A 15,267-nucleotide genomic window follows, 5' to 3' on the forward strand; every position below is an offset into this window, starting at 1 on the left:
TATGGAACAAACAAAACTATTTAATAGGAACTTTACACTTGTAGTAATCGGACAAATCATTTCAATGTTTGGTAATGCAATCTTGCGATTTGCGCTTCCTCTCTATCTTTTGAGAGAAACAGGCTCAGCATCTCTTTTTGGAATTGTGACAGCGTCCTCCTTTCTTCCCATGATCCTTCTCTCATTTTTGGGAGGTATTTTGGCCGACAGAGTGAACAAGCGAAACATCATGGTGGCACTTGATTTTTTAACGGCAAGCATTATTTTTCTGTTCTTTATGGCTCTTGGAAAACTGCCCATGGTTCCGCTATTTATTGCTGTTTTAATGTTGCTTTATGGCATTAGTGGCACCTATCAGCCAACGGTGCAAGCAAGTATTCCATTGTTGGTTTCAGGAGATAAAATTTTATCAGCAAGTGCGGTAGTCAACCAAGTCGGTGCACTGGCAGGGCTTTTGGGACCCATTATTGGTGGTATGTTATTTGGTGCCTTTGGCATTGTACCCATCCTTCTCATTAGTATTGCTTGCTTTGCTGCCTCTGCTATAATGGAGATTTTTATACACATACCCTTTGAAAAAAGAAATAATGCAATGAAAATATCTGCAATTATAAAAAGTGACTTTCTTGACAGTACAAATTATATGAAAAAAGAAAAACCAGTCCTTATTAAAATCATTGGTCTGGCTACCATTTTCAATCTGGTGTTATCATCAATGTTGATTGTTGGCATGCCTATTCTAATTATTAGCACACTTAAAATGAGTGATGAGTTGCTTGGGTTTTCGCAGGGGGTCCTTGCACTTGGCGGACTTTGCGGGGGAATCTTCACCGCTGTATTCAGCAAAAAACTAAAGCTTACAAGTTCACACATTTTGATGTTTCTTTGCAGCCTATCCGTGGGGGTCATGGCAGTTCCACTGCTACTCGGCATGGCAAACATGGTCAGTTATGTGGTAATTACAGCCACAAGCTTTGTCATCATGGCACTTGCCACAATGTTCAGTGTACAGATGATTGCAGCAGTTCAAACTGAAACACCGCCAGAGCTTGTCGGAAAAGTAATCGCAGTGATGATTTCTCTCTCCATGTGTGCACAACCGATTGGGCAAGCCATATATGGGGTAGCTTTTGATCAATTTTCAAATCATACAGGGATTATTCTACTAGTGGTTGCAATTCTGTCTGCAGCCGTCTCCCTTACATCAAAGGATATATTCAAAAATATGGATGCATCATAATAATTCTTATTATGAGCAAACCCTCCGAAACTGACCTAAATCCACTACCAAAGAAAACCTTATTTTAGATAAAGAAATTTTTTAAGTAAATATCATCTTAAGAAAGAAGAGATTATAAAGAGTGGAATAGTTTGAGACACTTTAGAAGAAATATATAAGGATTTCAATGAGGTTTTAGAATTAAATCTTTTGCTATTTAAGTGAGAAAAAGTGGACCAACTTTTAAAGTTAGTCCACTTTTTTCTGACACTTTCACCAGGTCTTATTATCTAGAGTATCTGTTGGTGTGGACGAAAGGTTTAATTTTTAGAAAATTAATTTTTAGTAATGATGGAACAATTAAAACTATTGATAATTATGTATTATTGATAGAAGAAGGGTCATTTCAAATATTTTTATAGAAAAACTTTTATACTTTAAATTTAAAAATCTATTCAATAGACCGGGGTATTCATAGAATTTAGTCTTATCTTACAATCTACATAGTATCCTTATCTATATCATTTGCTGAATATACTGGTATACTCGAACCTTGACATATTAACCGATAAATATCCAATTACAACCTCCTAAATACTTATTTATTTAAGAAGTGTAAACTGATTATAATCATAATTTTGCTAAAGCGTATTTCTTCCTACTAATAAACTAAGATAATATAAATACTAATATTCTCTTAGATAGGATATACCTATTACAGCATTGGTATCAACAGTTTCAACACCATTTACATAACTAACTATAGGATGAGCCAAACTTACAACGAAATTACCTTTGCTAGAAGAAAAAAATAAATTTGTTTTGGAATCATCCCCTTGGGTACATAACAAATTATTAACACACTTCATTTTACTCAACGTTGAAATTTAATAAATAGCATTATGGATAAAAACAATAAATATTCAAAAAATTTCAAATTATTTCTTGACCACTACCTTAAAATGTCATATAATGTAACTATACTTTTGTGGAATTCGAGTTAAGGATAAAAGTATTTGGTAGAAAAGACATAAAAAAAGGATATGTTAGGTTATATTAAGGGGAAATGTAGATAGGTAAATGAGAGCTTATCTATATTATGATTAAGTATTTTAAAGGGGAGAATTAGTATAGAGAGGGGGATTAGATGTAATTGATTCAGGTGAGATGCCCAATTTGCAATAATAGATTATTTGATGTGGAAAAGAGCTACGTTGGAATGATAGAGATAAAGTGTAATAAGTGTAGAAAACTTCTAGGGGTAAAGAACAATATTAAATTAAGAAAAATAGAATTTTCATATATAATGAGTTAAGATATAGGTTAGGAAGTATAATAAAACATACCGAGCAATGGAGAATTAACTACCGAATAGCCGGATGGTTGCTAAATTAGCAGTCATTCGGCTATTTTTTTATTTTAACAGAATTTAATCCTTCTAGGGTTAGTTTTTAAAGCCTTTCATTGTGGAAGGCTTTTTTTATATAAGCATCTCCACCTAGGCTTTGAATAGCTTCATAAAAGTTTTAATGAAAAATTTGAAGCTAGGAGAGATGAATATGAAAATTAAGTATGAATTTATTACAGGTGAAGTTCAGAAGGTAGATATTCCTGATGAGCTTATTAACGTTGTAATGGATATGGAAAGGCAGGTTCATAATAATAATCGCAAGGAGAGACGTAGACACAATTCTCTTGAGGAAATGGAGGAGCATGGCTTTCAATTTAAATCTAATGATATGGAAGTTACTGAGGTTATTGAAGAAATATTAATTAATGAGAGCCTTAATAAAGTACTAGGTAAATTATCTTTCGATGAGAGAAAGTTAATTTACCTAGTGTTTTTTCAAAGAAAAACTATTGTTTCCGTTGCCAAAGAGAGAGGAGTTAGTGAGGGGAATATAAGAAGGATTCTTAAGCTCATATATAAGGAAATAAGAATGATTTTAAAAAATTTTTAAGAAATTTTCAAAAAAAGCTACGAATTCATTGCTACGAAGGCTTTATATATAGAGGGTATTTTTTTGAAGGAGGTTTTATTATGGATATCAATATTAATGTGAACTTTAATTGTAAAGAACTTATCAAGCTTTTAAGGCTGTCAGCTAGGTTTTTTGAAGCCTTGGATGAGAAGGAGTCTAAGGTTTTAGATGGTGATGGTGAATTACCTAAGGATAAGGAAGATGGACTGATCTGGAAGCTAGAGGATGTTAAGAAGGAAAGTGTGGAAAATGATGTTAAGGAAGAAAAAATATCTGAGAATTTTAAGGAGCAAATAGCTAAGGAAGAAAAGTTGCAGAAAGAGGATGCCTATATCCTTTGTAAGGAAGAGGTTACTTTAGGTAAAATTAGAGAAAAGTTAGCTGCTATGTCTCAACAGGGTGACCATAAAAAGGTTCGTGAGCTACTTATAAAGTATGGTGGTGACAGGCTTTCAGATGTTCCAAGGGAGAACTATAGGGACTTACTTAAGGAAGCAAATAGTTTATAAACATAAATTAATTAATATTATGAGGAGGAGTTAATTATGTCAGTTAAAGTTAATACTAAGGTTATTACAGGAAAGGTAAGGCTTTGTTATACAAATCTCTTTGAGCCAAGGATTATGGATCTTGGTCAGGAGCCTAAGTATAGTGTTTGTATTCTTATTCCGAAGTCAGATAAGAAAACTTTGGAATCTATTATAAAAGGTGTTGAAGGGGCTAAACTTTCAGGATCAGCTCTTTGGGGTGGTAAGATTCCTGTGGATTTGAAGCTGCCTCTTAGGGATGGTGATGAGGAGAGAGGGGAGCATGAAGAGTTTACTAATCATTATTTTATCAATGCTACCTCTAAGCAAAGGCCTGGAGTTGTAGATAGGGGTCTTAGGGATATATTAGAGCCTGGCATTGTTTATTCTGGTTGCTATGGCAGAGTTTCTATAAACTTTTATGCCTTTAATCAAGGAGGAAATAAGGGAGTTGGCTGTGGTCTTCAAAATGTGCAAAAGCTAGAGGATGGAGAGTTTTTAAGTGGTAGATCTAGGGCTCAGGATGATTTTGAAATTATGGAGGATGAAGATAATGAAACATGGTAGTGAAAGGCTTTTAGCTATTGATATAGAGACTTATTCTAGTAGAGACCTTAGTAAGTGTGGAGTTTATGCCTACTGTGAGGCAGAGGATTTTGAAATCTTACTTTTTGCCTATGCCTTTGATGATGATGAAGTTAGGGTTATAGATTTAAAGTGCGGGGAGGTAATGCCTAAGGAAGTTATGGAGGCTTTGACCAGTAATGAAGTTGTTAAGACTTCCTTTAATGCTAACTTTGAGAGAATATGCATATCTAAGTATTTTAACTTGAACCTTGTAATTGAGCATTGGAGGTGTACTGCTGTAAATGCTCTTTTATTGGGACTTCCTGGAAGTTTAGATGGAGCTTTAAATGCTTTGGAGATGAAGGAAGGAAAGCTTAAGGAAGGTAAGGAACTTATAAAGTTTTTTTCTATGCCATATAACTATGGAGAGGATGGACAACCATTAAGACATATACCAGAGGATGATTTTATTAAGTGGCAGCTTTTTACTGTATATTGCAGAAGAGATGTGGAGGTGGAGAGAGCCCTTAGAAGAAAACTAAGTAAGTTTAGACTCACACCTAAGGAGGAAAAGCTATGGCATCTTGACCAAAGGATTAATGATTATGGAATTTTGGTAGATGAGGAGCTTATAGCCTGTGCTAGAGAATGTGCTAAGGAAAGCCATGATTATATAAAGGATGAAATCACCAGAGTCACAGGAATCGTAAATCCTAATAGTAACGAAATGTTAAAACAATGGCTTTTGGATAGGGATGTATATACAGAGAGTCTTAGTAAGGAGGCTATAGAAAGGCTATTAAATCGTGATATCAGCGAGGAAATTAAGTCGGTCCTTAGATTAAAGTTAATTCTTTCTAAAACCTCTATTAAAAAGTATGAAGCTATGGCTAGTGCCATGGGGAAGGATAAGAGAATTAGAGGACTATTTCAGTTTTATGGAGCTAGTAGAACTGGAAGATGGGCTGGAAGGCTTGTTCAAGTACAAAACTTACCTAAGACCACCTTAGATGATTTAGATATAGCCAGGGATCTTTTAAAAAGTAGAGATTATTATGAACTGGACATGTGTTATCCAAGTGTGCCTAAGGTTTTAAGTGAACTTATAAGATCATCTTTTATTCCTAAGGAGGGCTCTAGATTTATCATTGCAGATTATAATGCCATTGAAGCTAGGGTTATAGCTTGGTTAGCAAATGAAAAATGGAGATTAAATGTTTTTAATTCCCATGGAAGGATTTACGAAACTTCTGCCGCTAAAATGTTTCATGTGCCAGAGACGGAGGTTACCAAGGGTAGTGTTCTTAGGGAAAAGGGAAAGATTGCAGAACTTGCTCTAGGATATCAAGGTGGTAAGGGAGCATTACTTGCCATGGGTGCTTTAAAGATGGGTCTTGATGATAAGGAGGTTACTAACTTAGTTATCACCTGGAGGGCTGCTAATAGAAATATAGTGAAGCTGTGGAAGAATATTGAGAGAGCTGCTTTAAAGTCTGTAATCCATGGAAAGGTTGTAAAGATGCGTAATGGAATCATCTTTTCTATGGAGAATGGAATTTTGTTTGTAACCCTGCCTTCAGGAAGAAGTCTAGCCTATATAAATGCTAGAGTAAAGAGGGATTTTAGACTTAATAAAAATGTACTTACCTATGAAGGGGTAGACCAAAATAAAAAGCAGTGGGGAGTTCTTAAAACCTATGGAGGAAAGCTAACAGAAAACATTGTACAAGCTATAGCTAGGGATTGTCTTGGAGAGGCTATGTTAAACCTTGAAAGGGCTGGATATAAATGTGTTATCCACGTCCATGATGAAGTAGTTTTAGAAGTTCCTGAGGGCTTTGGCTCTGTTAAAGAGGTGGATGAAATCATGAGCATGCCTATACTTTGGGCTATGGATTTACCTTTAGCAGCTGAGGTTAATGAAAGTAGTTATTATAGAAAATATTAATTAAAGGAGTATATAAATATGAAGGAAAATAATATTCAAGGGTCATTAAAATATGAAGGAAGTCTTACTCTAGCAGTAGGCAAAAGTAGAAGGGATAAGCAGTGGAACAATGTAGATGTAACTTGGAGTCAGCTTATAGAAAAACTTAGTAGTACTATTTATACCTCTGAAACCTTAGAGGAGTATAGAAATGCCCCTAAGGACCTTCAGGATAATATAAAAGATGTGGGTGGCTTTGTAGGTGGCAGTTTAAAGGATGGTAGAAGGACAAAGACTTCTGTAATGGATAGACAACTACTAACTTTAGATTGTGATTATGCTACTTCCTATCTTTGGGATACCTTGGATATGCTATTTGATTTTGCTGCAGTTATATACTCTACCCATAAGCACTGCACTGAAAAGCCTAGATTTCGTTTAGTTATTCCCTTAAATAGAAAGGTCACACCAGAGGAGTATGAAGCTATAGGAAGAAAGGTTGCAAGGGATATAGGCATGGATTACTTTGATGATAGTACCTATGAACCTTCTAGACTTATGTATTGGCCTTCAACTAGCAGTGATGGAGTCTTTGTCTTTCACTATAAGGATGCACCTTGGCTTGATGCAGATGAAGTTTTAAATACCTATGAAAACTGGAAGGATAGAAGTTCTTGGCCAGAATCCTCCAGGGTTAAAAAGGACAGGAGAGCTTTAGCCAATAGGCAAGGCTCTCCAAGGGAAAAGGCTGGAATCATAGGAGCCTTTTGTCGCAGTTATACCACTATCCAGGTTATAGAAAAGTTTTTAAATCATATATACATTCCAACCATAGATAAGGATAGATATACCTATATAAAGGGCTCTACCTCAGGGGGACTTGTGATTTATCAACAAGGGGATTTTGCCTATTCCTATCACAGCACGGACCCTATATCAGGGCTTCTTTGCAATGCCTTTGATTTAATGAGGATTCATAGCTTTGGTCATCTAGATGAAGGAGTTCCAGAAGGTACGCCAAGTATTAATTTGCCTTCCTATAAGGCAATGATAGAATTTGCAAGAAATGATAATGAAGTGAAGCTAACCATTGGAAAAGAACGGCTTTTGCAAGCTAAGATGGATTTTAAGGTTGAGGAAGAACTCTATGATCATAGAGATGGAGGCTCTTATGATAAGAAAGAAGATACTTATAATAATGAGGAAGTGAAATATTTCTATGATAATAAGGCAGAAGAAACTCCTTATAATAAAGAAGAAATAAACTCTTATAATAATAAGGAAGCTATAGCCATGGATAAGAAGGTACGAAGAAATGACCTAAAGGAAAATAGCGAAGTTAAAGTATTTTTAGATAATCAGATGACAAATAAGGATATAGTAGACTTTCCAGAAAATCATAAGAAAGTAGTAAATAAAAATATAAGTGAAATAGCTTTAAGTGAAGAGCCTAACCATTGGATGCAGCACTTAGAGGTGGATAAGCTAGGACAGTACAAGTCCACCATAGAAAATATAGGATTAATTCTTGAGAATGATGAAAACTTAAAGGGAAAAATAGCTTTAAATGAATTTTCCCATAGAACTGTCATTAAAGGAAATCTACCTTGGCATAGGCTTTGTAATAAAAAAGAAGGGGATCAGTGGAAAGACAGTGACGATTCAGCTCTAAGGCATTATATAGAAAAGGTTTATAGGATAACTAGTCCAATGAAGATTAATGATGGACTTTTAATTGTAGAAGAAAAAAATAAGTTTCATCCTATTAGAGATTACTTTAATTCTTTAGTGTGGGATGGAGTTAAAAGAGTGGATAATTTATTTATAGATTACCTAGGAGCTAATGATGATAGTTACACTAGAATGGTTACAAGAAAAGCCTTGGTAGCTGGGGTAGCTAGAATTTTTAATCCAGGAGTAAAATTTGATTATATGCTGGTTTTAGTTGGAAAGCAAGGTGTAGGTAAGAGCCATATTTTAAGCCTTCTTGGACAGAACTGGTACTCAGATTCCTTTAATACAGTTCAAGGTAAGGAAGCCTATGAACAACTTCAAGATGCATGGATTATAGAGATGGCCGAGCTTACTGCTGCGAAAAAAGCAGAGACAGAAGCAGTAAAACACTTCATATCTAAAAGGGAAGATATTTATAGAGTTGCCTATGGAAAGAGGGTTACAAAGTTTCCAAGGCAGTGTATATTCTTTGGCACCACCAATGAGATGGACTTTTTAAAGGATAAAACGGGAAATAGAAGGTTCTGGCCTGTAATGGTAGATAAAAATCGAATTAAAAAAGATTTATGGAGAGATGATATAAAGGATGAAATTCACCAGATTTGGGCAGAGGCTGTGGAGCTTTGGAAGAAGGGAGAAGGGTTATTCTTAGAGATAGAACTAGAAAGACAAGCAGTTAAGATCCAAGAGCAGCACACAGAGAGAAGTTCCATTGAGGGATTGATTCATGAATATCTAGAAATGCCACTTCCTGAAAATTGGGATGACCTAGACGTGGCAGCTAGAAGAAGCTATATTCATGGAAATAACTTTATAGAAGAGGAATTACCCACTAAAAAAAGAGATAAAGTATGTGCCATGGAGATATGGGTTGAGCTATTACAAGGAGATCCTAAGCATATGAAACCTATGAATTCTAGAGAAATTAATGATGTTCTCCGTGTCCTTGAGGATTGGGAACCACATAACATGGGCACGGGAAAGCTGAGGTTTGGTAAAAATTATGGAAGTCAAAGAGCTTTTGTAAGAAAAAATAATGATGAAAATTCCTAAAAACTGTGTCCTTGGCTCCAAGGACACGGACAAGGACACAGGCAAGGACACGGCTCAAACCTAGTAATAATAAGGGTTAACCTCACGTGTGTCCATTATGTCCATGATATTCTATTAGAGTATATTAATAATATAAATAATGATAGATATATATACCTATATACGTATATATAGGGAAAACATGGACACATGGACACGGATGGTTACCTTAAGGAGGATGGATTTTTGGGTTATGAAGAATTATGCTAAAACTCATGATATGTAACTATAGCCATAAAAAATAACTTGGAAGGTCTAATTTACATTAGCAGAAATACTGGCTAAATGCTGATTTATGAAATTTTACTAAATATATATAGAATTTTAAATTTAAGTTAATAGATGAGGCTAGAGAATATGGTAAAATTGTAAATTATAAGACGATAAAGTAAAGTGTTATATATTAACACTTTACACTGCTAGAGATTTATAAGGAGACTCGGTATGAAATCAAAGTTAAATTTTTATTCATTCATTTTATCATTAATATGTATAATGTTATTCTTTTTATCAATATCATCAAATAAGGTAATTAACTTTACAATGGATCTATTACATGTACATCCAATATTTATAGTTATGATACTTTCTATAGTTACACTAATAATAGGGATACTTGGACTTTCCACATCTAATAACTTGATACTATTGTTTAGAGGACTCTTTTCAGTAGTAATAAGCATCATAATGACAGGATTTATATTCTTTATATTAACTGTTAGCATCTTAGTTGGATTTGTGTAAATCAAAAGGGGCTTTCGCAAAATAAGCTAATCTAAATAAATATTAAAGTGCATCTTCAATATTTTATATAAGACTAGTAATATATTTTGTGAAAGCCCCTTCATATTCTACAATGGTTTATGGATATCTAATTTACTTATATATAGATAATATTAACTCTAACTCTGATATGTTTATATATTTATATTATTGATTAAAATAATGCATGTAATATAAATTTTATAACTTCTATAAAAGAAGGGTTTTGGCTTACACCAGTAGAAATCATTTCACTTCTAGAAAAAAATAAATTGAGCCTAAAATAATAATAATTGAAATGCTCTTTTTGCTTTTTTTAAGTATTAATAAATAGTTTGTCTAAAGCATGGTCTATTTTTTACTTTTATCATAAAATTATGCATTCATTTATTAATATAAAAATGAACCCATGTCTCATTATAAAAGTGATATGTAATTTTAAATTTGGAACTAAATTTTATAAGAATTATATTATGTTAATAGATAAATTTCTCTGGAGGAAAATATATGGACTATAATTTAAAAACTTGCCCAATCACTTTAAACACTACAAGAATATGTGGAACTGATCCTATAAATACTGCAGTAGAAATATCAAAAATAGGCTTTTCAAGCATGAAGCCAAATGCAGTAATCTTAGTAAATAGGAGTGAAGTTTTTGATGGAATAGCAGCTTCTCCGTTAGTACACTTCCCTATTGATGCTCCAATCTTATTTACAGATAGAAATATGTTAAATAATGAAACATTAGCTGAAATTCAAAGATTATCTCCAATGGGCTATAAAGGTATACAGGTAATTTTGGTTGGTAATATTTCCAGAAATGTGGCTTTAGAACTGAATAGGTTAGGACTTAGAACGTATCAAGTAACCGGCCGAAACCATTATGAAACAGCTTGTAAAATACCTGGTGAGAGAAAAAAATTTGAAAATATACTTATAATGTCTGGTGAGTATTTCTCTGAAGGGATTGTTTCAGCCTTTTGGTCAGCTCACCACGGTGATCCAATTCTTTTTGTTCAAAAGGATAGTATTCCAAGTTGTACACTCGAAGCCATAAGAAAAATGCATAATATAAATGCCTATATTATAGGTTCAACTAAAACCGTATCGAAAGCTGTAGAGTCAGCTTTGTCTCAGTTAAATAATATAAATCATATCGATAGAATTGATGGTAATACTCCCTACGATATAGCTATAAACTTTGCAAAATATGAGAATCCTATAACTAAGTTTGGGTGGGGAAGAAACTACAGAGAAGGTCATGCATTTACCTTTGGAACCTTAAGTAATCCCATGGCAATAATTTCAGGTGTGATACTGGCACATATGGGTAAACATTCTCCACTTTTATTAATAGAAAAGGACTCAGTCCCTCAATCGGTAATTAATTATTTACAATCTATTAAACCATTACCGCCAAAGGATATGCCTCGTCCTCCTTTTATGCATGGATTTATCTTAGGAAATACCAGTCAAATAACATATAATGTTCAAATCAAAATTGAAGATACTTTATCTATTGAACATGAAATGATGGGTAACATGGATGTTTCTGATATGGCCTAATAGGACCATTACCAGCATAGCTGTAACCAAGTGAAAAGTAAAATTGAAAACGTAGTAATATCAAGGATTTGATATAGACCTGTGTCGATAGAAGTAGACAATAGAGAAATGATTTACGATTTAAGAGAACATTAGCATATTTGTGCTTAGGGAAATGAATTAATTAGGATAAAAATTTAATGAAGATTGATTAGAGCATCTCTATATAGAGGTGCTTTTTATATTTTTATACATTTTATTGTAACTGTGCTATAATAAGTATATATATTTATGATTGTAGATGGATAATTGTAATAAATCTCCAAGTAAAGATTGTTCATATAATCTTTAGTCAAATAGTAATTTATCACTTAGTTATACACCAATCATAAGCTTACACCTGCTATCGGACTGTACAATAAATATGGGTTCAAGGAAGTATCTCTTGAGAATAACAAGTATTTGGAATCAGATATAAAAATGGTACTTCAGCTATGACCTTATTACATGATGGCAAATTCCAATTTGTAGAGTTAAAATAACATAACTTTAGCTTTAGTATGTCGTATCTTTCTTTAAGGAGACACTAAAATTATTGAAAAACAGTTACTTAAAATATTAGTAAAAGGAGAAATATGATAATGAGTAAATTAAGAAATTATTAGTAGGTGGTAGAATTTAATTCTCCACATAAAGTAGCAAGTTCAAATATATATGAAATGGAGAATAAAAAATGAATATAAAATATAAAGAAAATGGAACATTTGAATTAAAACAATTGATAGAATTATATAAAAATGTTGGGTGGACAGTATATTCGGATAAACCAGATAAACTATTCAGGGCAGTAAAAAATTCATTATTTAATATTGGAGCTTTTGATGGGGAAGAGTTAATTGGATTAATTAGAGTTGTTGGTGATGATGCTTCCATTATATATATACAGGATATCTTAGTAAAAGAAAAGTATCAAAGACAAGGCATAGGAAATTACCTTTTACAATCAGTATTAGATAAATATAAGCATATTAGGCAAATTGTACTAATGACTGATAATACAGAAAAAACTAAAGCCTTTTATAGAGAAAATGGTATGTTGACATCATGTGAATTTGAAGGGGTTGCATTTGTTAAATACAATTTTGATGCATAGAGTTACAAGATTTTAATGGCTTTGATTTAAAATCAAAGCTGTTTATCCGATGATTATCAGCTCTAATACTCCAATCTTCTTCAAAGTTGGAGTAAAGAGCTGTTACGTCCATGGATAACGATTTCCCCTAAAGGACAACGACTTCTAAGTATCGAAAATACTGATACTAAGAAGTCTGTTAGTAAGCTTCGGAGGGAGTGAATACTCCCTCTGAAGCAAAGAACTCTGTTTATTTTAGAGCATCTCTTTATAGAGGTGCTTTTTTGTATTTTAATATATCTTATTGTAGTTGAGCTATAATAAGTATTATATTTATCAGACCCACCTCGTAAAAAACAAATGATACTTATCTGAAATTGAGTTGGATAAATATAACATGTTTATTAATCTTCTTAAAATCACATAATATAAGTGCTTATAAGTTATATTTAGAGGAGGTAAGAACATGAGAAAACTTTCAGAAGCAGAAGTACTATCTTTAACATCACTATTGAAGATGGAGCAAGATGGATTAATTGTACAAAGAGCAGTGAATGCACTAATAACAGATGAAAATTTAAAAAGACAAGGTGAATCTAGTACACTAGCATCAGAGGGTAGGATAAAAGGATTACAACAATTTATTAATGAAAATCAAGTAACAGTTCCAAGGGAGGTATAATGGAATGGCAAATTTAGTTGGAAACCTAATTAAGAATAACATTAATATCAATGATGAGGTTATATCTACAAATATGCTTTCTTCTGGAAAAGCTGCAGCTGACGCTTATCTTAATGCTACATTAACAAGTAGTACTCCAGAGTTAAGATCCATATATTCTTCCGGCTTAAATCAAATAGTTGGAGGGCATACTGCTCTTACAGAATTAGCTGTAAACAAAGGTTGGGCTAACCCTTATAATTCACCTATGCAACAATTGACTGACACTTATAATGAATCAAAAACTGTAACTGATCAAACTGAACAATAACTTAAAAATCTATTATAATTAATTGTAAGAGGCTGTTACACAATAGAAAGTAACTTCTAGGTGGGACAGTACCTCTTATTTTTTGTATATAAAATATGTAATGATAAGGTTGTAGTGTTAAAAATGTAAATCAATAATTGTAGGATATTGTGCATAGGGGGCATTACTTTGAAAGTTATAAAATATAAAGCTGCAAAGATTTTTTTGATAGAAGTACAGAAGTTTCTTGTAGGATCTTAAATTATAAGTGGAGTAGATATGTTAAGTAAAGACATTGATAAGATGGAGTCAAAGGTATAAAGATTATAACAATAAAAGGACACCCTATTGTGTCCCTTTATCAATAAATATTTGACCATTACCAACTATAACAATTCTATAGTCAGGCTTAAGAGGAATTAAATTATACTTAGCTGACTTAGGTTCAAGACGTATAGATTGTATTATAAGTTGATTTTCATCATAAAGAGTAAGAAAAACACTACTATCTGGTGAAATATTTTGAACCACATAAGTTTCATTTGGGGATAAGTTGAAATCAGTTGCTTTATAAACACCCTCTGTAAATACATTTTCAGCAAATACACGTGTTGAAGCAAAAGTGCTTAATACCAATGTAATTGAAATTAACAATATGGCAGTAAATTTTTTCATAGCACAACCACCTTTCACCTTTAGTTTGTGTAATTGAAAGAATAATATGCAAATTTGTGGATTAGAGAAATGAATTAGTTAGTGTAAAAATTTAACAAAGCTTGCTTAGAGTACCTCTTTGTAGAGGTTATTTTTACATTTTGATACATTTTATTGTAATTATGCTATAATAAGTTTAAGATATTATGATTATAAGTGGACAATTATAGATTATTACTATCATAAAATAAGGAGGATTTTTATGATTGATGTAAAGCAACTTACATTAAAATATCCAAGTGGAAAAGGAGTTTTTGATTTGGACTTCTCTGTAAAAAAAGGAGAAGTTATGGGTTATTTAGGTCCAAATGGTGCTGGGAAAACAACTACAATTCGTGCTTTAATGGGCTTTATGCAGCCAAATAGTGGGGCCTGTACAATAGGTGGACTTGATTGTATAAAAAGTGCTCCAGAAATTCAAAAAATTCTTGGATACATACCTGGTGAAATTGCATTTCTTAACGATATGAATGGGGATGAATTCCTTAAATTTATGAACGAAATGAGAGGAACAAAGGATACATCAAGACAAAAGCAACTAATGGAAATGTTTGAGATTGAACCAAAAGGCAAAATCAAAAAGTATTCAAAGGGTATGAAGCAAAAAATAGGTATTATTACTGCTTTTATGCATAATCCTGATGTGCTTATTTTAGACGAACCTACTAGTGGACTTGACCCTCTTATGCAAAATCGATTTGTTGAACTTATATTAAATGAAAAGGCTAATGGTAAAACTATCTTGATGTCCAGTCACATGTTTGAAGAAGTGGAAAAAACCTGTGATAATGTGCTAATTATCAAGGATGGCAGAATTGTTAAACAATCCGATGTACAAACTCTTAAAAACGCTCAACGTAAAGGCTTTATAATAAAACCTGACGATGTTTCTACTACTTTAAGTCTTCTTAAGAATAGAGGTTTTGAGGTCAGCGTTACAGCTGATAATGCACTTGAAGTTTTCGTAACTGGAGAAAATGTTGATTCTTTCATTAAGACCTTAGCACAATCTACTGTACTGAGTTTTGATGTTAAATCTCAATCCCTAGAAGATATTTTCATGCAGTTTTATAGTAAGGAGGATAAATAGTT

General features: G+C 32.9%; 16 protein-coding genes. 12 read left to right on the forward strand and 4 right to left on the reverse strand.

Translation table 11 applies throughout. The annotated features are described in order from the left end of the window. The first annotated feature begins 1 nt into the window (after position 1). Positions 2-1,240 carry an MFS transporter gene (locus ABDZ93_RS00675; protein WP_343822694.1) on the forward strand — a complete coding sequence of 413 codons (1,239 nt, stop codon included), beginning with the start codon at positions 2-4 and terminating at the stop codon, positions 1,238-1,240. A 665-nt stretch (positions 1,241-1,905) separates the two neighbouring features. On the opposite strand, the gene ABDZ93_RS00680 is transcribed toward ABDZ93_RS00675, so the two are convergent. Then, a complete protein-coding gene (locus ABDZ93_RS00680; RefSeq protein ID WP_343822696.1) occupies positions 1,906-2,088 on the reverse strand; it encodes a hypothetical protein in 183 nt (60 codons plus the stop codon). Positions 2,089-2,372: 284 nt separating this feature from the next. Here ABDZ93_RS00680 and ABDZ93_RS00685 point away from each other — a divergent pair, with 284 nt between their 5' ends. The 6 genes from ABDZ93_RS00685 (at position 2,373) to ABDZ93_RS00710 (ending at position 9,009) form a co-directional block, all read left to right on the forward strand. Further along, positions 2,373-2,534, forward strand: coding sequence for a hypothetical protein (locus ABDZ93_RS00685; RefSeq protein ID WP_343824546.1), 162 nt, complete (start codon positions 2,373-2,375; stop codon positions 2,532-2,534). Positions 2,535-2,778: 244 nt separating this feature from the next. Beyond that, the gene (locus ABDZ93_RS00690) at positions 2,779-3,180 is read left to right on the forward strand and encodes a sigma-70 family RNA polymerase sigma factor (protein WP_343822698.1); all 402 of its coding nucleotides are present in this window, start codon (positions 2,779-2,781) and stop codon (positions 3,178-3,180) included. 80 nt (positions 3,181-3,260) lie between these two features. Then, complete coding sequence (locus ABDZ93_RS00695) at positions 3,261-3,710, forward strand: hypothetical protein (RefSeq protein ID WP_343822700.1); 450 nt, start codon at positions 3,261-3,263, stop codon at positions 3,708-3,710. Positions 3,711-3,746: 36 nt separating this feature from the next. Then, on the forward strand, positions 3,747-4,295 hold the full coding sequence (locus ABDZ93_RS00700) for a DUF2815 family protein (RefSeq protein ID WP_343822701.1): 549 nt from the start codon (positions 3,747-3,749) through the stop codon (positions 4,293-4,295). Continuing rightward, entirely contained in the window at positions 4,282-6,243 is a 1,962-nt protein-coding gene (locus tag ABDZ93_RS00705) for a DNA polymerase (protein ID WP_343822702.1), read from the forward strand. Before ABDZ93_RS00700 ends, ABDZ93_RS00705 begins: the two co-directional genes overlap by 14 nt. An 18-nt stretch (positions 6,244-6,261) precedes the next feature. Further along, positions 6,262-9,009, forward strand: a complete 2,748-nt coding sequence (locus ABDZ93_RS00710) for a virulence-associated E family protein (RefSeq protein WP_343822704.1) — start codon at positions 6,262-6,264, stop codon at positions 9,007-9,009. 503 nt (positions 9,010-9,512) lie between these two features. Here the strand turns inward: ABDZ93_RS00710 and ABDZ93_RS00715 are convergent. Continuing rightward, positions 9,513-9,773, reverse strand: coding sequence for a hypothetical protein (locus ABDZ93_RS00715; protein ID WP_343822706.1), 261 nt, complete (start codon positions 9,771-9,773; stop codon positions 9,513-9,515). A gap of 544 nt (positions 9,774-10,317) precedes the next feature. Here ABDZ93_RS00715 and ABDZ93_RS00720 point away from each other — a divergent pair. Beyond that, positions 10,318-11,379, forward strand: coding sequence for a cell wall-binding repeat-containing protein (locus ABDZ93_RS00720; protein ID WP_343822707.1), 1,062 nt, complete (start codon positions 10,318-10,320; stop codon positions 11,377-11,379). Between the two features lie 712 nt (positions 11,380-12,091). After that, complete coding sequence (locus ABDZ93_RS00725) at positions 12,092-12,511, forward strand: GNAT family N-acetyltransferase (RefSeq protein ID WP_343822709.1); 420 nt, start codon at positions 12,092-12,094, stop codon at positions 12,509-12,511. Here the strand turns inward: ABDZ93_RS00725 and ABDZ93_RS00730 are convergent. Then, complete coding sequence (locus tag ABDZ93_RS00730) at positions 12,489-12,623, reverse strand: hypothetical protein (RefSeq protein ID WP_343822710.1); 135 nt, start codon at positions 12,621-12,623, stop codon at positions 12,489-12,491. The genes ABDZ93_RS00725 and ABDZ93_RS00730 overlap by 23 nt on opposite strands. Positions 12,624-12,956: 333 nt before the next feature. On the opposite strand from ABDZ93_RS00730, the gene ABDZ93_RS00735 reads away from it, so the two are divergent. Both ABDZ93_RS00735 and ABDZ93_RS00740 read left to right on the forward strand, forming a co-directional pair. Continuing rightward, the gene (locus ABDZ93_RS00735) at positions 12,957-13,172 is read left to right on the forward strand and encodes a hypothetical protein (RefSeq protein ID WP_343822711.1); all 216 of its coding nucleotides are present in this window, start codon (positions 12,957-12,959) and stop codon (positions 13,170-13,172) included. 4 nt (positions 13,173-13,176) lie between these two features. After that, the gene (locus tag ABDZ93_RS00740) at positions 13,177-13,482 is read left to right on the forward strand and encodes a spore coat protein (RefSeq protein ID WP_343822713.1); all 306 of its coding nucleotides are present in this window, start codon (positions 13,177-13,179) and stop codon (positions 13,480-13,482) included. Positions 13,483-13,806: 324 nt separating this feature from the next. Here ABDZ93_RS00740 and ABDZ93_RS00745 read toward each other — a convergent pair whose 3' ends face one another. Next, on the reverse strand, positions 13,807-14,136 hold the full coding sequence (locus tag ABDZ93_RS00745; RefSeq protein ID WP_343822716.1) for a hypothetical protein: 330 nt from the start codon (positions 14,134-14,136) through the stop codon (positions 13,807-13,809). A gap of 241 nt (positions 14,137-14,377) precedes the next feature. Here ABDZ93_RS00745 and ABDZ93_RS00750 point away from each other — a divergent pair, with 241 nt between their 5' ends. Then, positions 14,378-15,265 (forward strand): ABC transporter ATP-binding protein, encoded by an 888-nt coding sequence (locus ABDZ93_RS00750; protein ID WP_343822718.1) that lies wholly within the window; start codon positions 14,378-14,380, stop codon positions 15,263-15,265. The last annotated feature ends 2 nt before the right edge of the window (positions 15,266-15,267 follow it).

Origin of the sequence: Clostridium subterminale, from assembly GCF_039521425.1 — a bacterium.
Lineage (GTDB): Bacteria > Bacillota > Clostridia > Clostridiales > Clostridiaceae > Clostridium_J > Clostridium_J subterminale.